The 18,231-nt window shown below is 64.3% G+C and carries 24 protein-coding genes; 11 read left to right on the forward strand and 13 right to left on the reverse strand.

Going from position 1 to position 18,231, the window contains the following annotated elements:
• Window positions 1-6 precede the first annotated feature (6 nt).
• The 4 genes from AC5Y42_RS21590 to AC5Y42_RS21605 form a co-directional block, all read right to left on the reverse strand.
• The gene (locus AC5Y42_RS21590; RefSeq protein ID WP_499900610.1) at window positions 7-387 is read right to left on the reverse strand and encodes a DUF427 domain-containing protein; all 381 of its coding nucleotides are present in this window, start codon (window positions 385-387) and stop codon (window positions 7-9) included.
• 64 nt (window positions 388-451) lie between these two features.
• Window positions 452-1,234 (reverse strand): class I SAM-dependent methyltransferase, encoded by a 783-nt coding sequence (locus tag AC5Y42_RS21595; RefSeq protein WP_499900646.1) that lies wholly within the window; start codon window positions 1,232-1,234, stop codon window positions 452-454.
• A gap of 110 nt (window positions 1,235-1,344) precedes the next feature.
• Complete coding sequence (locus tag AC5Y42_RS21600) at window positions 1,345-2,361, reverse strand: NAD-dependent epimerase/dehydratase family protein (protein ID WP_499900611.1); 1,017 nt, start codon at window positions 2,359-2,361, stop codon at window positions 1,345-1,347.
• On the reverse strand, window positions 2,358-2,864 hold the full coding sequence (locus tag AC5Y42_RS21605) for a nuclear transport factor 2 family protein (RefSeq protein ID WP_499900612.1): 507 nt from the start codon (window positions 2,862-2,864) through the stop codon (window positions 2,358-2,360). The genes AC5Y42_RS21600 and AC5Y42_RS21605 overlap by 4 nt, the downstream gene beginning before the upstream one ends.
• A gap of 68 nt (window positions 2,865-2,932) precedes the next feature.
• On the opposite strand from AC5Y42_RS21605, the gene msrA reads away from it, so the two are divergent.
• Window positions 2,933-3,445, forward strand: a complete 513-nt coding sequence (msrA, locus tag AC5Y42_RS21610; protein ID WP_499900613.1) for a peptide-methionine (S)-S-oxide reductase MsrA — start codon at window positions 2,933-2,935, stop codon at window positions 3,443-3,445.
• Between the two features lie 81 nt (window positions 3,446-3,526).
• Here msrA and AC5Y42_RS21615 read toward each other — a convergent pair whose 3' ends face one another.
• Window positions 3,527-3,985, reverse strand: coding sequence for a YiiD C-terminal domain-containing protein (locus tag AC5Y42_RS21615; protein WP_499900614.1), 459 nt, complete (start codon window positions 3,983-3,985; stop codon window positions 3,527-3,529).
• Between the two features lie 15 nt (window positions 3,986-4,000).
• Window positions 4,001-5,335 carry a cytochrome P450 gene (locus tag AC5Y42_RS21620; protein ID WP_499900615.1) on the reverse strand — a complete coding sequence of 445 codons (1,335 nt, stop codon included), beginning with the start codon at window positions 5,333-5,335 and terminating at the stop codon, window positions 4,001-4,003.
• Window positions 5,336-5,447: 112 nt separating this feature from the next.
• Between AC5Y42_RS21620 and AC5Y42_RS21625 the strand changes: the two genes are divergently transcribed.
• Both AC5Y42_RS21625 and AC5Y42_RS21630 read left to right on the forward strand, forming a co-directional pair.
• Window positions 5,448-6,056: a TetR/AcrR family transcriptional regulator gene (locus AC5Y42_RS21625; protein ID WP_499900616.1), complete on the forward strand. Its 609-nt coding sequence runs from the start codon at window positions 5,448-5,450 to the stop codon at window positions 6,054-6,056.
• Between the two features lie 68 nt (window positions 6,057-6,124).
• Complete coding sequence (locus tag AC5Y42_RS21630) at window positions 6,125-6,337, forward strand: TOBE domain-containing protein (RefSeq protein WP_065014754.1); 213 nt, start codon at window positions 6,125-6,127, stop codon at window positions 6,335-6,337.
• A 12-nt stretch (window positions 6,338-6,349) separates the two neighbouring features.
• Here AC5Y42_RS21630 and AC5Y42_RS21635 read toward each other — a convergent pair whose 3' ends face one another.
• The 3 genes from AC5Y42_RS21635 to AC5Y42_RS21645 form a co-directional block, all read right to left on the reverse strand.
• Window positions 6,350-7,228 carry an alpha/beta fold hydrolase gene (locus AC5Y42_RS21635; protein WP_499900617.1) on the reverse strand — a complete coding sequence of 293 codons (879 nt, stop codon included), beginning with the start codon at window positions 7,226-7,228 and terminating at the stop codon, window positions 6,350-6,352.
• Between the two features lie 82 nt (window positions 7,229-7,310).
• Window positions 7,311-8,411 (reverse strand): fatty acid desaturase family protein, encoded by a 1,101-nt coding sequence (locus AC5Y42_RS21640; RefSeq protein ID WP_499900618.1) that lies wholly within the window; start codon window positions 8,409-8,411, stop codon window positions 7,311-7,313.
• Between the two features lie 17 nt (window positions 8,412-8,428).
• Window positions 8,429-9,493 (reverse strand): ferredoxin reductase, encoded by a 1,065-nt coding sequence (locus tag AC5Y42_RS21645; RefSeq protein ID WP_499900619.1) that lies wholly within the window; start codon window positions 9,491-9,493, stop codon window positions 8,429-8,431.
• A 69-nt stretch (window positions 9,494-9,562) separates the two neighbouring features.
• Here AC5Y42_RS21645 and AC5Y42_RS21650 point away from each other — a divergent pair, with 69 nt between their 5' ends.
• Genes AC5Y42_RS21650 through AC5Y42_RS21660 form a run of 3 tightly spaced genes read left to right on the forward strand, consistent with a single transcriptional unit; the run spans window position 9,563 to window position 11,982 of the window.
• Complete coding sequence (locus AC5Y42_RS21650; RefSeq protein WP_499900620.1) at window positions 9,563-10,237, forward strand: TetR family transcriptional regulator; 675 nt, start codon at window positions 9,563-9,565, stop codon at window positions 10,235-10,237.
• Between the two features lie 24 nt (window positions 10,238-10,261).
• Complete coding sequence (locus AC5Y42_RS21655) at window positions 10,262-10,939, forward strand: DUF427 domain-containing protein (RefSeq protein ID WP_499900621.1); 678 nt, start codon at window positions 10,262-10,264, stop codon at window positions 10,937-10,939.
• Window positions 10,927-11,982, forward strand: coding sequence for a glycoside hydrolase family 183 protein (locus AC5Y42_RS21660; RefSeq protein WP_499900622.1), 1,056 nt, complete (start codon window positions 10,927-10,929; stop codon window positions 11,980-11,982). Before AC5Y42_RS21655 ends, AC5Y42_RS21660 begins: the two co-directional genes overlap by 13 nt.
• Here the strand turns inward: AC5Y42_RS21660 and AC5Y42_RS21665 are convergent.
• Together AC5Y42_RS21665 and AC5Y42_RS21670 are read right to left on the reverse strand one after the other, a co-directional pair.
• Window positions 11,961-12,311, reverse strand: a complete 351-nt coding sequence (locus AC5Y42_RS21665) for a hypothetical protein (RefSeq protein WP_499900623.1) — start codon at window positions 12,309-12,311, stop codon at window positions 11,961-11,963. The genes AC5Y42_RS21660 and AC5Y42_RS21665 overlap by 22 nt on opposite strands.
• 65 nt (window positions 12,312-12,376) lie before the next feature.
• The gene (locus tag AC5Y42_RS21670; RefSeq protein ID WP_499900624.1) at window positions 12,377-12,991 is read right to left on the reverse strand and encodes a GNAT family N-acetyltransferase; all 615 of its coding nucleotides are present in this window, start codon (window positions 12,989-12,991) and stop codon (window positions 12,377-12,379) included.
• 56 nt (window positions 12,992-13,047) lie between these two features.
• Here AC5Y42_RS21670 and AC5Y42_RS21675 point away from each other — a divergent pair, with 56 nt between their 5' ends.
• Both AC5Y42_RS21675 and AC5Y42_RS21680 read left to right on the forward strand, forming a co-directional pair.
• Window positions 13,048-13,524, forward strand: coding sequence for an SRPBCC family protein (locus tag AC5Y42_RS21675; RefSeq protein ID WP_499900625.1), 477 nt, complete (start codon window positions 13,048-13,050; stop codon window positions 13,522-13,524).
• Window positions 13,525-13,543: 19 nt separating this feature from the next.
• Window positions 13,544-14,833 (forward strand): acyl-CoA dehydrogenase family protein, encoded by a 1,290-nt coding sequence (locus AC5Y42_RS21680; protein WP_499900626.1) that lies wholly within the window; start codon window positions 13,544-13,546, stop codon window positions 14,831-14,833.
• 11 nt (window positions 14,834-14,844) lie between these two features.
• Here the strand turns inward: AC5Y42_RS21680 and AC5Y42_RS21685 are convergent, their stop codons facing one another.
• Window positions 14,845-15,747, reverse strand: coding sequence for an alpha/beta fold hydrolase (locus AC5Y42_RS21685; protein ID WP_499900627.1), 903 nt, complete (start codon window positions 15,745-15,747; stop codon window positions 14,845-14,847).
• A gap of 9 nt (window positions 15,748-15,756) precedes the next feature.
• A complete protein-coding gene (locus AC5Y42_RS21690; RefSeq protein ID WP_499900628.1) occupies window positions 15,757-16,212 on the reverse strand; it encodes a MaoC family dehydratase in 456 nt (151 codons plus the stop codon).
• Window positions 16,213-16,215: 3 nt separating this feature from the next.
• Between AC5Y42_RS21690 and AC5Y42_RS21695 the strand changes: the two genes are divergently transcribed.
• The 3 genes from AC5Y42_RS21695 (at window position 16,216) to ag85C (ending at window position 18,229) form a co-directional block, all read left to right on the forward strand.
• Window positions 16,216-16,512: a hypothetical protein gene (locus AC5Y42_RS21695; protein ID WP_499900649.1), complete on the forward strand. Its 297-nt coding sequence runs from the start codon at window positions 16,216-16,218 to the stop codon at window positions 16,510-16,512.
• A complete protein-coding gene (locus tag AC5Y42_RS21700) occupies window positions 16,457-17,005 on the forward strand; it encodes a metallophosphoesterase family protein (RefSeq protein ID WP_499900629.1) in 549 nt (182 codons plus the stop codon). The genes AC5Y42_RS21695 and AC5Y42_RS21700 overlap by 56 nt, the downstream gene beginning before the upstream one ends.
• Window positions 17,006-17,236: 231 nt before the next feature.
• A complete protein-coding gene (ag85C, locus tag AC5Y42_RS21705) occupies window positions 17,237-18,229 on the forward strand; it encodes a diacylglycerol acyltransferase/mycolyltransferase Ag85C (protein WP_499900630.1) in 993 nt (330 codons plus the stop codon).
• Window positions 18,230-18,231 lie beyond the last annotated feature (2 nt).

Below are 18,231 nucleotides of genomic sequence, written 5' to 3' on the forward strand. Positions count from 1 at the left end.
CGGGCCTCAGTCGCCCTCAACGCTGATGTCGGCCTTGTCGGCGTAGAACGCGACATGACCGGCAATCTCTGCGACCGCGGGATGGGGCTGCTCGTAGGTCCAGATCACGTCGTCGACGGTGTCGCCGGCTGCGGTCCGCACGCTGTAGTAGTTGGCTTCGCCTTTGAACGGGCAGTACGTGGTGGTGTCGGTGCGGGTCAGCCGCTCTTGCACCACGTCGTCGAACGGAATGTATTGCACCACAGGGATAGTGGCTTCTCGCAGCCCAAGTGCTGCGCTGGTGTCCGCAACGATCTCCCCGTTGACCCGGACCAGGACCCGGCCCGCGGTCGGCGTGATCGTGATCGGGTGTCCGGTGCTGGGTTCCAAGACAGGCCGGTGGCTCATGGTGACATCTCCTCAGGTGTGGATAGGAGTTGCAACACCTCATGAGGGAGAAGATTCCCCGCTGTCAGGCGCGTCCGAATGCGTACCGGTGATACTGCGCCATGTTGGCAACCGCCGGAATCACTGCCATGGCTTTGCCCATCAACTGGGATGAGCGCGGCAGCTGTGCAAACGTGAACGACTCAAACCACCGCTGGCAGGCCACCAGCCGTACCCCGGGGACGGCATCGACGATGTCATCGGGACCATTGATTGCCCAGGACAATGTTGATCCCGAGCGGCGCACGACGGTATTGAGCACCTGCGACTTGATACCGAGCCAGTTGAACCCGTCGAACTGCAGCTCGCCGCGGCCGAACCGCTCGACCACCCGACGCAGCAACGCGATGCCGTCGTGCTCGGTGAGATACATGGTCAGGCCTTCGCCGATCATCAGGGTGGGCCGGTCGTTGGGAATGCCGGCCAACCAGGCCGGATCGGTGACCGAGGCGGCGACGACGTGGTAGTGGTCACCGGGTGGGTAGAGCTGGGTGCGTAGCCGGGCCACATCGGGATAGTCAATGTCATACCAGTCGACCTCGGGGCCGGGCCGCAACCGCCAGAACCGACTGTCCAGACCGCAGCCGAGGTGCAGCACCACCGCCCGCCGATGTGCGTCCAGAAATTGACGTGTCCAGTTGTCGAAATGTGCGGAGCGGGTTGTCACCGACGGGGCCCGGCGCGCGGTGATGGTGGTCTTTTTCCAGTCGTAGTCGATGCGTTCGACGACGGCCTTGGCGTAGCGATCCCCCAGAATCGGATGCTCGAAGTCGGCGTCCAGCGCCTTGGCATACAGGGTTGCCAGCATGGTCTGCGGGGCGCCGCTCAAGTCTGCGCGAACTTTCTCGGTGGTCACACGTCCGACGCTAGCCGCGCACCGGGCGCTGAGGACATTTTGAACAGCGGTCGGCGCGGTGTTCAGCCCGCAGCGGTGCTCTTGCCTCTGGCGTTGCGCAGCTCCACCCAGAACCGGGCTGCCTCGCGGATGGATTCCTCGACTGGCCTTGGCTGCCAACCCAATTCGCGGACCGCCTTGCTGTGGTCGACGTCGGCTTCTGCGCGCATCATCCGCACCGACGCTAAGCTCAACTCGGCGTCTTTCCCGGTGAGCCGGGCTCTGAGGCTGCCCATTGCGCCCAGCGCGTAGAGCACCGGTACCGAGATCGAGCGCTGCGGCGGGGGCACCCCGGCTTCGTCGGCGGCGATGCGCACGACTTCCTTCAACGCCATCATCCGTTCGGAGATCAGATACCGCTGCCCATTGCGTCCGCGGTCAGCGGCCAGAATCAACGCCCTGGCGGCGTCATCCACGCCGACAACTTCCAGTTGAATGCCGTTCATCAGGAACGGCAACTTGCCGAATACCGCTCCTGCGATGAAGGCGCCGTGCGGGGTGCGCCCCCAGTCACCGCTGCCGTACGTCGTCGAGACACACATCGCGACGGCGGGCAGGCCGGCCTGAGTTGCATATTGCAGCACCAAATCTTCGGCCTGGACCCGAGATTGGACATACGGGGTGAGTCCGCGACGATTGATCTGGTCCTCTTCGGTGGCTACGTGGCCGTGTCGGCGGCCGACCGTCGCGTAGCTGCTGGTGAAGACGAACCGCCGCAGGTTGGCGTCCTTCGCGACCTCCAGCACGTTGCGCAGTCCCTCGACATTGGTGTGGAACAGCGGCGAGGGGTCGCGCAGCCACGCGCGGGTATCGACGACGCAGTAGTAGACGACGTCGCAGCCCTCCATCGCTTCGCGCAGCGTGGCGGTGTCGAACACGTCACCGTGGAAGCGGGTGACGGTCAGGTCGTCGATGGCGCGGGTGTTGGCCGTCGGTCGCACCATGGCCCGCACGTCGGCACCGTCGGCGACGAGTTGACGGGTGACATGCGAGCCCAGAAAGCCGTTGGCGCCGATGACCAGTTTCGGCGGTGCGTTCATGCTTCTCCTCCGTACTGACGCATCCACCGGGCCGCGTCGTCGTCGAGTGTGCCGAGCGTCTGCGCTTTTCGGCACCACTTCAGCGCCGCCTGGGCAAACCGCAGCGGGTTGTAGATGTCTTCTTGGCGCCCCCACTGGCCGTCCCCGGCGTAGGTGATGATCGAGATGTTCGTCGCGCTGATGATCGTGCCGTCACCGGGGTCGGCCATCGGATTGTCCAGCTCGCAGATGATCCGACCGGTGGGCTCGTCAATGACCGACCACAACGACGGGAAAGCGGTCATGTGGCTGCCCGGGAACGTCGTCATCGTCTTACGGATCCAGCCGCGCACCTCGTCACGGCCTTTCATGGTTCCGGCCGCGTGCTCGATGTAATCGACGTCGGGCGTGTAATGCTCCACCCAGGCGTCCCAGTCCTTCGTCTCGGCGGCACGCTGTACCGTCTGCTCGAACGTGTGGAAGGCGGCGGAAAGCTCGTCGCGAGTGAAGATGCGGGTTGTCACGCCAAAACTAGAACACGTTCTATTGATGTTTGTCGAGCGGTTCCTATGCTCGAGTCAGGAGGGCAATTATGACGACTACTAACCGAGCGATCCTGGCCGGCGGCTGCTTCTGGGGCATGCAGGATTTGATCCGCAAGCAACCCGGTGTGATTTCAACCCGGGTGGGCTATACCGGTGGCCAAAACGCCAACGCCACCTACCGCAATCACCCCGGCCACGCCGAGGCCATCGAAATCGACTACGACCCGGCGCGCACGGACTATCGCACGCTGCTGGAGTTTTTCTTCCAGATCCACGACCCGACCACCGAGAACCGGCAGGGCAACGATGTCGGGACCAGCTACCGCTCGGCGATCTTCTACCTCGACGAGGAACAAAAGCGGATCGCTGAGGAGACCATCGCCGACGTCGAGGCGTCGGGTCTCTGGCCGGGCAAAGTGGTGACCGAGGTCAGCCCGGCGGGGGATTTTTGGGAGGCCGAGCCGGAGCACCAGGACTATCTGGAACGCTTCCCGGGTGGTTACACCTGCCACTTCCCGCGCTCCGACTGGAAGCTGCCGCGACGCGCCAGCGTCGACTAGCTTGTCAGGGCCGACCGCGAGATTGCGGCTATGGCTGTGATTTTTGCGGAATCACAACCCTCACGGCGATCTCGCGGAGAACTAGCGGTACGTCCGTAGCTGGTAGAGGCCGCGGGTGGTGGCGACGGTCTGACCGTCGGCGTCGGTCACTACCGCGTCGAGGGTGAAATCGGCCTTGCCGTGCTCGGCGGCCTCAGCCTCGACGCGGGCGATCGTCTCGTCGTCAAGCGTGGCTTCCGCCCGTACCGCGGTCTTGGCCATTGCGACGAACTGGATCTCGATCCCTTTGACCAGCGGGAAGTACTTGGCGGTATCGAACGTGCTCAGCGGGATGATCCCGCCGAGGACTTCGGCCACGGTGAACAGCACGCCGGCGTACATGACGCCGAAATGATTCCCGTTGCCCTCGGCGGGGACCGTCGTTGCCGCGAAACCCCGCCGGACATCGGCAACCTGCACGCCCATTTTGTGCGCGATCGGAATGGTGGATGCCATCGCGTTATTCATCATGTCCACAACTTCGCCGGCGTCACTGGTCATGGGCGCACAGCCTAATCAGTGCTGACGGCGATGCACCACCACGCGTCCGCCGTTCTTCGGCGTAAAGGCAACGCCACGCGAGTGCCATGGTTCGCCCGGCTCGCCGGTAGTCGAAATCGTGAAGTGGCGCAACACTGTTCGCAACACCACATCCATCTCCATGTTGGCGAACACGGCGCCCACGCAGCGGCGTGCTCCACCGCCGAACGGGATCCAGGCGAAGCTGGACGGCTTGCTGTCGATGAAACGTTGCGGGTCGAAGCGCTCCGGGTCCGGGAAGATGTCAGCGTTGGCGTGGAGCTGCGCGATGCTGACCAGAATCGACGAACCACGCGGAATGACCCACTCGCCGAGCTCGTAGGCCGGCGCATAGACGTGTCGGCCGGCCAGATCGATGACCGTCCGGTTGCGCTGCACTTCGAGGATCGTCGCTTGACGCAGTTCGTTGTCGTCGCTCTCGGCCTCTGCCATCAGCGCTGTCAGCACATCGGGATGCCTGCTGAGTCGTTCGAATGCCCAGCCCAGCGTCGAGGCGGTGGTTTCGTGCCCGGCAGACAGGAGGGTCAGCAGCTCGTCGCCGATATCACTGCGCGACATGGCCGAACCGTCCTCGTAGGTGCTGCGCAGCATCAGCGCCAGCACGTCGGTCCGATCCTCGAAGTTCGGGTCGGCACGCTCGTCGGCGATCAGCTTGTCGATGACGTCCTCGTACTGGCGTCGCCATTCCGCCAGCCGCCCCCACGGGCTGTAGCGCCCGTAGGTCCGAGAGGGTTGGGGCAGTGTTGCCAATCGCGAGCCCAACGTGATCCACGGCGGGAAGATGCGCCGCAACGTGTCGAGTTCGGCGCCCTCGGCGCCGAAAACCGCGCGCAGGATGGCATTGAGCGTGATGCGCATCATCGAGGGCAGCGTGGCAAACGCCGTGCCCTCCGGCCAGCCGGCCGTTTCGCGCAGCGTCTCTTCTTCGATGATGTTCTCGTAGTTCTTGATGCTCTTGCCGTGGAACGGCGGCGCCAGCAGTCGGCGTCGCAGGCGGTGGTCATCGTCATCGAGCGCGAATACCGAACCCGGTCCGAAGAACCGGCTCAGGTTGGGCTGGATATTGCCGAGATCGTCCGGATTGGTGGTGAAGACCTGCTTGGCCAGCGCTGGGTTGGCCACCACCACGGTTCGGCCGTACACCGGGACGTTCAGCGTGAAGATGTCGCCGTAACGACGGCCCATCTGCTGGATGGTCCGTCGCCGTGAGACGACAAAACCTGTGCCCTGCAAAACTTTTGGAATACGCGGCCCCGGCGGGAATTTGACCGCCTTTTGCCCGGCGGTCACTTCGGTCTGTGCGGAGCTCATAACTGGTGCACTCCCAACATCGGCGTGGTACTCGGGGGTACCGCGGTGTACTCCGGTACGGTACCGTGTGGTACCAACGGCTGGCAAGGACTCATCGAGAGGAGGTGCGGTCATGACAGCAGTGGTCCACGACGCGGCGTGCCTCGAGATCGACCCGTTTCGGCGTCGGCTCCTCGACGGCCTTGCCGCCTCGATCGGCGAGCGCGGCTACCGCGCCACCACCGTTGCCGACATCGTCCGGCATGCCCGCACGTCGAAGCGCACCTTCTATGACCAATTCCCCAGTAAGGAGCAGTGTTTCCTCGAACTGTTGGAAGCAGACAACGAGAAGCTCGGCGACGATATCCGGGCGGCCGTTGATTCGGACGCCGACTGGCGCGACCAGATCCGGCAGGCGGTCGAGGCCTACGTCAGCCACATCGAGTCGCGGCCGGCGCTGACGTTGAGTTGGATTCGGGAGTTTCCATCGCTTGGTGCGGTTGCCCGGCCGGTCCAACGGCGGGGGCTGGAGCTGTTGACCACTCTGCTGGTCGCGCTCAGTGGCAGTGCCGGATTCCGCCGCTCCGATCTGGCACCACTGACACCGTCGATGGCAGTAATCCTGTTGGGCGGCCTGCGGGAACTGACCGCGCTCGCCGTCGAAGACGGCAAGGATGTGCGTGAGATCGTTGCGCCCGCAGTGGACGCGTCGGTGGCACTGCTGGGTGCGCGCCGCCGCTGAAACGCTAACGCCGCCCGATGCACCCGCTTAGGCTTCCTCGGAGATCACCGATGAATGGGAGGCCTGCGATGCGGCTATCGACCAGAAATCAACTGACCGGGACGATCGACGATGTCGACCTCGGCAGCGTGATGGCGACCGTGAAAGTTCGGCTCGATGGAGGCGACCAGGTCGTCACCTCCTCGATTACCAAAGACGCCGCGGTCAATCTCGGCCTCAAGGCCGGTCAACCGGCGACGGTGTTCATCAAAGCGACCGAGGTGACGATCGGCGTCGATTGAGTAATACGCGGCTCAGGTTTTGAGGAATTTGCGGAGCCGGTCCAACACCAGATCGGGGCGCTGCTCGACGATCCAGTGGCCGACTCCGTCGACCAACTCGACCTCGAAATCGCTTGCGCGGTCGGCATAGCCGCGAAGCAACTCCGGCGTAAGCACTGGGTCGTCAGTGCCGTGCAGCCACCGGATCGGGACGTCGACACGGGTGTCGTCGAATTCGCCCCGCAGCCACCGCAGCATTTCGCTGGTCTGGAATGTGCGATACCACCGCGACCCCGCAACCGCATGCCCCGGTTCCTGCATGCATTCGACGTACATGCGGACATCGTCTTTGGGTACTGCGGATCCGCCCCATCCGAGCATTGTCCGGAGGTAGCGCCCCTTCGGACTGCCGAGTACTCGCGGACCGATGACTGGCAGCGCGATCGGGATCTGGTACCAGAACCGCCACACGTCCAACATTGTCGTGAGATCGCGCGTCACCCAGGGCGCTGAGGTGTTGAGTCCGAAGAACCCGGATACCTTCGTCGGATGGTTCAGCATCATGATGAATGCGACCGGCCCACCCCAGTCGTGGGCGACCAGCTTGACCGGCCCGACGCCCAGCCGATCCAGCACGGCGGCCAGGTCGTCGGCCATCTCGCTTTTGTAGTAGCGCGAACGCGGCGCCGAACTCCAGCCCGCCCCGCGCAGATCCGGGCACAACACCCGGTAACCGTCGGCGGCCAATGGCCCGATCATCGCGTGCCACTCCCACCAGTTCTGCGGAAAGCCGTGGACCAGCATCACCGGTGGCCCGTCGGGCGGCCCGGCGTCGGCGACGTGGATGGTGACGCCGTCGGCCAGGTCGACAAACCTGTGCTCAACGCCGTCGAGTGCGGGCATAGTCACCATGGATTGGCAGCGTATCAGTCGTCGAGATTGCGCGTAGGGTCGTGATTTTTCGAAAACCACAACCCTGAGCGCAATTTCAGCGTTAGGCGGCGACGGCCTCCGGGGTGGCCTGAACGTCGTGCTTCTTCGGCGGCACAGCCAACCTGACGATCTTGCGCACCACGGTGGCGAACTGCCGCGGCAGTGAGCCGGCGTTGTAGGGAATGCCGTAGCGCTGGCAGATCTCTCGCACCTGCGGCGCGATCTCCGCGTAGCGCCGCGCCGGCATGTCCGGGAACAGATGGTGCTCGATCTGATGCGACAGGTTGCCGGACAACAGGTGGAAAAGCTTGCCGCCGGTGAGGTTTGCCGAGCCGAGGACCTGCCTGAAGTACCACATGCCGCGTGACTCGTTCTGCGTCTCCTCGATGGAGAATTCCTGCGTGCCGTCCGGGAAATGACCGCAGAAGATGATCATGTATGACCACACGTTGCGGATCAGGTTGGCCGACAGGTTGCCCGCGAACACGAACGGAGCGAACGGCCCGGCCAGTAGCGGGAAGGCGACGTAGTCCTTCAACATCTGGCGGCGCGTTTTGCGCCAAATGCCCTGCAGGATCTCACGTTTGTCGGCCAAACTGATCTCACCGGCGCGGATGCGCTCGGTCTCCAGTTCGTGCAGCGCGACGCCGTACTGGAACAGCACCATCAGCAGGAACGCATAGAGCGGGTTGCCGAGGAAGTACGGTTGCCAGGGCTGATCTTCGCTCATCCGCAAGATGCCGTAGCCGATGTCGCGATCCATGTCCACGATGTTGGTGTAGGTGTGGTGCATGTAGTTGTGCGAATGGCGCCACTGGTCGGCGGGGCAGGCGGTGTCCCATTCGAAGGCCCGCCCGGAGATCGCCGGATCGCGCATCCAGTCGTATTGACCGTGCATCACGTTGTGGCCGATTTCCATGTTGTCGAGGATTTTTGAGACCGCAAGCATCGCGGTACCGGCCAGCCAGGCCGGCGGCAGGATGCCGGCGAACAATAGGGCGCGTCCGCCGACCTCAAGCGCGCGCTGCGCCTTGATGACCCGGCGGATGTAGTCGGCGTCGCGTTGGCCGAGGTCGGCCATCACGCGCTCTTTGATTGCGTCGAGCTCGCGGCCGAATTCGTCAGCCTGCTCGGGGGTCAGAGTGATTCTGGGCTGTGACATGACTGCTCCTTTATCGCCTAGAGCGCTATATCGACGTCGCCGACCGGGACGGACACGCAGATCTGCACGTCCTCGTCGAGGGCGGTAGAGACGGCGCCAGTGGTCAGGTTGCGCACCACACCGCAGGTCTTGCGGCGGGTGCAGGTGTGGCAGATGCCCATCCGACATCCGCTTTGCGGACTGAGGCCGGCCGATTCGGCCTGCTCCAGTAACGACCGACCGTCGTCGACGACCTCAATCCTGCTGTCGGCGAACGAAACCCGTCCGCCTGATGGCTTCGCGGGCGCCTCGATGGTGGGTGCCACGAAGCTCTCCGCGTGAACATTGCTGCAGTGTTCGCGCACTGCGGCTACCAAAGCCGGCGGCCCACAGACGAATACGGCGTCGGGCTCCGGCATGGCGGACGCCAGGTGTTCAGGTCCGAACCGGCCATTCAGGTCGCCGACACCCGACCGGGTGTAGCCGTGCAGTACCCGCACTCCGGGCATGGCGGCGAGCTCGTCGCGGTAGCAGGCCTCGGCAGGAGTGCGTGCGTAATGGACGAACGCGATCTCCCCGTCGTGTCCCTCGGCGATCAGGGTGCGCAGCATTGCCATCACGGGCGTGATGCCGCTGCCGCCGGAGACGAACAGGGTGCGCCGAGGCCGAGATGCCGGCAGCACGAAGTCGCCGGCCACGCCGTCCAGACCCACCACCATGCCGGGCCGGGCGTGCTTGTACAGGTAGGAGGAAACCACCCCGCCGTCGTGATGACCGATCGTCAGCTCAAGATGCGACGTGCCCTCGGCATTGGCCGGGGAGTAGCAACGGGCGTGTCGGCGGCCGTTGACCTCAACGGTGAGGTTGACGTACTGGCCGGCCCGGCGAACGCCACCAAGAGCGTCGAACGCCGGGTTGGGCGCCAGGACGAGGGTGACGCTGCGCGGAGTGGTCCGCCGCACATCGACGACCTTGGCGCGTGCCTCGCCCTGCGTCCAGGTCGGGGTCAGAATCTCGGTGTACCGGTCAACGCCGTGCGGACCGGCGAGCAGGTCGACCAGGCCGGAACCTAGCACCCGCTTCGATAAAGTTTGAGTGAACATATGTACACCGTGCGGCCGGATGCCGCAGGTCGTCAAGCATCTCAACAGTATTGTGGTAGGGTTCACACGGTGAACGACCGTACGCCCAGTTCGCGGTCACACCGGTCGGGTCGCGGCCGTACCCGGGACAGTCCCTCCCGCGAAGAGCGCAAGGAGGCGACCCGGCGCGCCATCATCGCCTCGGCACTCAAACTGCTCAGCGACCGCGGTTTCGGCAGCCTGAGCCTGCGTGAGGTGACCCGGGAGGCCGGAATCGTGCCGGCAGCGTTCTACCGTCATTTCGAGTCGATGGAAGCGCTGGGTCTGGTGCTGATCGACGAGTCGTTTCGAACCTTGCGGGACATGCTGCGCGGCGCCCGGGCCGGCAAACTCGACCCCAATCGGGTGATCGAGTCGTCGGTCGAGATCGTGATCGCCAGCATCACCGACAAACGCGAGCACTGGCGGTTCATCTACCGGGAGCGCTCCAGCGGCGTCACCGTGTTGCGGTACGCGATCCGCACCGAACTTCGGCTGCTTACCTCAGAACTGGCCACCGACCTCGCGCGCTTCAACGGGCCGAACACGTGGAGCACCGAAGACCTCAATGTGCTGGCCACCCTGTTCGTCAACTCGATGATCGTGGTCGCCGAGGCGATCGAGGACGCCCAGGGTGCGGAGGCCATTGACGAGATCCGCCGGACCGCGGTCAAGCAGTTGCGGATGATCGCCGTGGGTGTCGCGGGCTGGCGTAGCCAGCCGTAGTCGAGCCGGGGTGATGATGGGTCAATGGCCATCAAGATGCGGGATCTGCTCGGCACTGCACTCGGATCGCTGCGCTACGAACCCACCGATAAGCGGCTGCGGGCTTACCTCGCCGACGAGTTGGTCGCCGACACGCTGAATGGACGGTTGGTCTGGGAGCCAGGCCGGGTGGTCCCGACGTACGCAGTACCGGAATCCGATGTCTTGACGGAGTTGGAACCTGCCTCCGCATTTCGGAGCGACGACCCCGATCTGGCCGGTTACCTCATCCTCAATTTCAACGCCTTTGACTGGCGCGAGGAGGACGAGCCCATCGTGGCTCACCCACATGACCCCTTCAAACGGATCGACATCTTGTCCAGCACCCAACCTGTCCGGATCGAACACCACGGCCGGCTGCTGGCCGAATCGTCGCGAGCGCTGTTGCTGTTCGAGACGCTGCTGCCGATCCGGTACTACCTGCGGCGCGCAGACGTCGTCGTCGACCTCGAACCGAGCGACACCGTCACCTATTGCGCATACAAAGGCCGCGCGTCGTACCTGTCTGTGCGCGACGGCTTGCGCGACTTGGCCTGGACGTACCCCGCGCCGCTGCGTGAGGCCGAACCGGTGCGAGACCGCATCGCCTTCTTCAACGAGAAGGTGGATGTCATCGTCGACGGTCAGCACCAAGAACGGCCGGTCACGCCATGGTCGAGCTGAGCTCGCGTCGGCGCGCCGACGGCAAGCTGGCCGACCTCACTGGTCCGGGTCTCACCGACCGATGGGGGGTCACCTGTGCGGATCTGGGCGCATCGGTGCTCGCACCTAACGGCACACTGGTGTCGGTGTTCGGAGATACGTTCTCCGGCAACAAGGTTGGCCTCGGCGATTGGCGATCGCCGGTAATCCTGATCGGCACCGGGGACGCTGCTCACCGGATCCGATACCACCGCGCCGGCGGCGACGATCCAGATTATGCCCGCCAGTTGTGGCACTACGCGCACCGCGACGGTGCCGGACTACGCCGCGGCATCAGCACCGTGATCCCGTCGGATCTGCTGCGGGTGGACAACGCGTTGTATTTGCACGCGATCGTCAACCGCGGTTTCGGCAACGTCGTGTGGACCGAGGTGTGGAAATCCGACGACAACGCAACTTCCTGGCGTCGCCTCGGTGCCCGTTTACCGGCCGACCTGCATCACGGTCACGCACAATGCTGGTCCTGGGACTACGATCCCGACGACGGTTGGGTTTATATCGTCTCGACGGGGTTTCAGCGCGACAAAGGCATCATCGTGCGACGGGTTCGCCCGGACCACATCGGTATGCGGTCCAAATACGTCTCGTGGGGTTACCGCGCGGGGCGCTGGTCGTGGGGCACCGAACCGACTCCGGTCACTCCCGACGGCGAAACCTGGGGTGAGCTGTCGTTGCGACGGCTGGCGCCCGGCACATGGGTCCTCGGGGGCTTTCTGTCGTCGAAGTACGCGCTGGGCTACCGGGTGCTCAACTCTCCTACCGCGGTGGCGAATTCACCGCTGCAGCTGCCGGTCGTCGGGGATGCCTGGGACTGCGAAGATCACGCCCGCAACCGCGTCGCGCAGTTGTACGGCGGATACGTCTTGCCCGGTTCTCAATTGGATGTCGCACGCGGCGTCGGTCTGGTGGTGTCGCAGTGGAATACCGCCTGCGGTTGGCCCTATCGAACAATGCAATTTCGGGTGACGCTGCGGGACACTGCTCACTCGTCGACGACGTCGTAGAGCGAGTCGCCATCCTCCGGTGTGCCATCGATCTGGCCCCGGTGTGCGCGGTGTGGACCTTGGTCATCGGGGACGCCGTCGGCGGGCGCATCGGGTTCTTCGGCGGCGAGTTTGGCGTCGAGGGATTCGCCCTCTTCCTCCTCGCGTTCGGTCATCCCGAACTTGTCGGCCTCGCTCCAGCGCTCGGGCGGGTCGACGACGATGTCGCCGTCGTCGTTGCGGACCTCGTCGGAGTCGGTCGATTCGCTCGGGTTCAGCGTGTCGCCCGGTCCGCCTTCTTCCGGGAAATCCGATGGGTCGACGAGGTCGCCGGCTTGGTCGGTAGGCATGGCCAACGGTTGCCCGTGGACTCCACGCTCTAAACGAGCTTCACCAATTCGGCGGACAGGCCCGGCTACTGCGGCGCCCGCCACATCGGCCACAGCGTCGGGCCGCCGTTGCCCAGCACGATCTCACCGGTCACGGTGAAGCCGAAACGCTCGTAGTACGGCACGTTGTCGGGTTTGCTGGATTCCAGATACGCCGGACAGTGCTCGGCGTCGCAACGATCGAGCCGCGAACGCATCAGGCGCTGGCCGAACCCGCGACCGCGGACCGTCGTGTCGCTTCCGATGGTGGCCAGATACCAGTGCGGCTCTTCGGGGTGCTGGCGCTTCATCGCGTCCAGCAGTTCGGCGAGCCGGCGGCCAACCGTCAGCCGTAAACCGAAGCCCCGAACCAGCGACGGCAACATCGCCAGTTGCTCCCCAAGCGAGTGCTTCCACCGGTTGGGCGGATCCCACAGCGCGGCCGCGCCGATATCAGGCCCGTCGCAAGCGACCTCGACTCCCCCGCCGGTGAGGTGATGATGCCGGGTCATCGTGGCAAAAAATTCATGCAGCCGCGCTGCTCGCGATCTGTCGTCGGGCATGATCCACGTCGCGACCGGATCGTCGTAGAAGGCGCGGCCCAGAGTCTGTGCCAGTGCGGGGATATCGACTTTGGCTGCCGGGCGTGCCTGGATCGTCACCGCACCAGGTTAGCGGCGGGCCAGCGGTTGGATGTACCGTCAGGACGGCAGCAATCATGACCATCACTCCCGTCGATACCGGACCCGATCAGGTCAGCCGCACCGTCGAGGTTCACGCCCCCGCGGCGGAATTGTTCGCGCTGGTTGCAGATCCGCGGCGGCATCAGGAGTTGGACGGCTCAGGAACCGTCGGTGCCGGCGTTGGCGGTCCTCACCAGCTGGCGCCAGGCGCCCGATTCTCCACCACGATGCGGGTCTGGGGCCTGCGCTACCGGCTCACCAGTACTGTCACCGCCGTCGAACGGGACCGCCTCGTCGAGTGGTCGCATCCGGCCGGGCATCACTGGCGGTGGGAGTTCGCCGCGATCTCGCCGACGACCACCCAGGTGACGGAGACGTTCGACTACCGCGACACCGGACCGGTGAAGGACCGGCTGCACTTCTATGAACGAGCCGGCTTGGCCAAACGGAATGCGGCCGGTATCGAAGCAACCCTGGCCAAGTTGCGCGACCGCTACACGCGCCACACCTGACTCTCCGGAAAGGCCTACGATGTGGGACTTCGAAACCGACCCGCAATATCAGCAAAAGCTGGACTGGGTCGAAGAATTCATGGTCGGCGAACTCGAGCCGCTGGATTTGGTCGCACTCGATCCGTACGACAAGAAGAACCCCGAGACGATGGCAATCCTGCGGCCGCTGCAGCAGCAGGCAAAGGACCAGCGACTGTGGGCCGCCCATCTGACACCCGAACTCGGCGGCCAGGGCTACGGGCAGGTCAAGCTCGCACTCCTCAACGAAATCCTCGGCCGGTCCCGCTGGGCGCCGTCGGTGTTCGGCTGCCAGGCGCCCGACTCCGGCAATGCCGAGATCATCGCGCTGTTCGGCACCGAGCAGCAGAAGGCGCGCTATCTGCAGCCGCTGCTCGACGGCGAAATCAGCTCCTGCTATTCGATGACCGAACCGCACGGCGGGTCCGACCCGGGGATGTTCGTCACCCGCGCCGAGCGTGACGGCGACTCCTGGGTGATCAACGGCGAGAAATGGTTCTCCAGCAACGCCAAACACGCCGCGTTTTTCATCGTCATGGCGGTCACCAATCCCGACGCCCGCACCCGCGACAAGATGTCGCTGTTCATTGTTCCGGCCGAGACGCCTGGCCTCGAGATCGTCCGCAATGTGGGTGTCGGCACGGATTCACACGGCAGCCACGGTTACGTCCGCTACACCGACGTCCGGGTGCCCGCCGACCATGTGCTCGGCGGCGAAGGACAGGCGTTTGCGATTGCGCAGACCCGGCTCGGCGGCGGCCGGGTTCACCACGCAATGCGCACGATCGCCCTGGCCCGGCGTGCGTTCGACATGATGTGCGAGCGGGCGGTATCGCGCCAGACTCGACTGGGCCGGCTGGGTGACTTGCAGATGACCCAGGAAAAGATCGCCGACAGCTGGATTCAGATCGAGCAATTCCGGCTGCTGGTGCTGCGCACCGCATGGTTGATCGACAAGCACCACGACTACCAGAAGGTGCGGCGCGACATCGCGGCGGTGAAGGTAGCCATGCCCCAGGTTCTGCACGATGTCGTGCAGCGCGCGATGCACCTGCACGGCGCGCTGGGTGTCTCCAACGAGATGCCGTTCGTCAAGATGATGGTGGCCGCGGAGTCACTGGGTATCGCCGACGGCGCCACCGAACTGCACAAGATGACGGTGGCCCGCCGCACGCTGCGCGAATATCAGCCGGTGTCAACACCTTTCCCGTCGCAGCATCTGCCGACCAGGCGAGCGGAAGCTGAGGTTCGACTCGCGCAACGTCTCGAGCACGCGGTCGCCGAGTTCTGACTTGGCTGCCGTCAGCCCGCTGCGATGCGGTCGATATGGGCCAGGAAGTGCGCCAGCACCGCATCGGGGGCTTCGAGTTGCGGCCAGTGCCCGATGTCGTCGGCGAGCATCACCACGTCGGGGTGCGGTATCACCTCCGCGTAGCGGCGCGCCATGTGCGCGCCGGAGTTGGGGTCGACCGGCCCGTCGATCAACCGCATCGGAACCGCGGTCTGGCGCATGGCACGTACCCACCTGTTTCGATGCGTGTAGCGGTCGTTGATGAAGCGGCCGACCTTGTGCAGCACGCGGCGGCCGTCGTTGTAATCCAGGATCTGGTTTAACACGTCCATCAGGTGCCGTGTCGGCTTGGTGTTGGGGCCGAACATCTCGCGCAGCGTCGGTTCCAGTAGCCGACGAGACAAGGGACTGTTCTGTACATGACTGACGATGTCACCCAACGGAGTCCGGGACATCAGTTTCTGCGCCGTCCGCGGCGTGTAGGTCTCGACGAACATGCCGCCGTTGAGCCAGGTGATTGAGTCGATGCTCAACTCGCCATAGGCGGGCTGACCAAACTCGTGGCGGGCCAACAGTTCCTGGCCCACCGAGTCGCCGATGTCGTGCGCCATGATGTGCGCGTTGCCGATTCCCAGGTGGTCCAACAGTGCCTCGTGCATGTCGGCGTGGTCGTGCACCGAGTATTCGTAGGCGACTGGCTTTGCCGAGAAGCCCATGCCCATCATGTCCGGTGCGACGACCGTGAAACGTTGCGTCAGTGTTGGCCAGATCGGTGCCCAGTCAAAGGAGTTGAACGGGTAACCGTGGATCAGCAGCAGTGCAGGTCCATTGCCTTCCATGCGGTAGAAGATGTCAAAGCCGAGGTAGTCGAAGTGCTGCCCGGCGGCTAGCCAGGATGCCAGTTCAGCGTCCATGGCCTGAGCCTACGAGATGTATCGAACGATGCTCTCGGCCACGCACGCGGGCTTTTCGGAACCCTCGATCTCGACGGTGGTCGACATCGTCGCCTGTACCGCACCATTGCCCAGGTCCTCGACACTGGCCAATGTGCTCTGGGCACGAACCTTTGACCCGACTGGTACGGGTGCGGGGAACCGAACCTTGTTCAGCCCGTAGTTGACGGCGAGTTTGATGCCGTTGACCGTATAGATCTGGTGCTGCAACCGGGGCAGCAGAGCCAGCGTCATGAAACCGTGGGCGATGGTTGTGCCGAACGGCCCACTGGCCGCTCGTTCCGGATCGACGTGAATCCACTGATGGTCCCCGGTCGCATCGGCGAACAGGTTGACGTCCTCTTGAGTGATGGTCACCCAGTCGCTTTGCCCGATGCTTTGCCCCGTTGCGGCGGCGAGGTCGGCGACTGACTCAAAGGTGCGCATGCGGTGGTCTCCTCTGCTTGGGGTGCCATTCAATACTGGCATCCCATGCTCTGGGTGTTTCGGCTGGATTCCGACACGGGTAGTCACGCTGTTGACTCGGCGCAGGGGCAGCGGAAGGACAACGACATGGCCGAATCGAAGGGCCATAAGAACGAATCGGACGTGGAGGCTGAAGAGCACGAGGCTCGCTCCCGCGCCGGCGACGACGAGAATGACGGCACGTACGTCGGGGGGACAGACCCCGATGACGCCCTCGACGTCGGCGAAACCGGAGCGGAGGCCCGCAGCGACGACAACTAAGCTCCTGCTGCTCGCCGATACGCATGTCCCGTTGCGGGCCCGCGACCTGCCGGCACGAATATGGGACGAGGTGGCCGCCGCCGACGTCGTCCTGCATGCCGGCGATTGGGTGGCACTTGACCTGCTGGAAAAGCTGGAGTCGACGGCCGCTCGACTGGTGGGCTGCTGGGGAAACAACGACGGGCCGCCATTACGCGCGCGGCTGCCCGAACGTGCGGACGTGGTGCTCGGCGGCCTGCGGTTCACGGTGGTTCATGAGACCGGTCCCACGGCCGGCCGGGAGGCGCGGATGTCGCGGATGTATCCAGACACCGACGTGCTGGTATTCGGCCACAGTCATATTCCGTGGGATACCACGACGAAAACCGGTCTGCGACTGTTGAATCCCGGCTCGCCGACGGATCGGCGCCGCCAACCGACATGCACATACATGACCGCTACCGCAAGCAACGGCGCATTGACGGATGTGGTCTTGCACCCGGTGCACAAGTAGCTCTCCCCCGCTGTCCATCGAAAGGCTTTGTCACCAGCTCGAATTGCGGCCACCGTCGGCACCGCTACGTAATCGTTATCTTCGAGTCCGCGCCGAGGCTCAATCGTTAGTTAACCGCGACATCACACCCCGTGGCGACAAACCGGACACGCCGCATTGCTGTGTTTGACTGCGACGGACAGCTATTCGACCGCATGTTGCGGCAGATAAAAGTTGGGATAGGTAGGAGCTATGAAGTTCGTTGAGAAGTTGCGTGACGCGGCAACACGTTTACCGCGTCGGCTGACGATCGCGGCCATCGGGGCAGTTTTGTTGCCCGGCCTGGTCGGCGCCGTCGGCGGCTCGGCGACCGCGGGGGCGTTCTCCAAGCCGGGCCTGCCGGTCGAGTACCTGCAGGTCCCCTCGCCGTCGATGGGCCGCAATATCAAGGTGCAATTCCAGGGCGGCGGGCCGCACGCGGTCTACCTGCTCGACGGTTTGCGCGCCCAGGACGACTACAACGGCTGGGACATCAACACTCCGGCGTTCGAGGAGTACTACCAGTCAGGTCTTTCGGTGATCATGCCGGTCGGCGGAACGTCCAGCTTCTACACCGACTGGTATCAGCCGTCGCAGGGCAACGGGCAGAACTACACCTACAAATGGGAGACGTTCCTGACCCGCGAAATGCCGGCATGGCTGCAGGCCAACAAGGGTGTTTCTCCGACTGGCAACGCGGCAGTCGGGTTGTCGATGTCGGGTGGTTCGGCGCTGATCCTGGCGGCCTACTACCCCCAACAGTTCCCGTATGCGGCGTCGCTGTCGGGCTTTTTGAACCCGTCCGAGGGCTGGTGGCCGACGCTGATCGGGCTGGCGATGAGCGACTCGGGTGGGTACAGCGCCAACAGCATGTGGGGTCCGTCGAGCGATCCGGCCTGGAAGCGCAACGACCCGATGATCCAGATTCCACGGTTGGTCGCCAACAACACCCGCGTCTGGGTCTACTGCGGTAACGGCACACCCAACGAGATGGGCGGCGACAGCATGCCGGCCAAGTTCCTGGAAAGCTTCACGCTGCGCACCAACGAAGCCTTCCGCGACAACTACACAGCAGCCGGCGGCAGAAATGGTGTGTTCAACTTCCCGACCAACGGAACACACGATTGGGGCTACTGGAACAGCCAACTGGTGGCCATGAAGCCCGACATCCAGGCGGTGTTGAACGGGCCGCCAAACCCGGCCTGAGA

The sequence above is a fragment of the Mycobacterium sp. NGS48 genome (assembly GCF_059812585.1).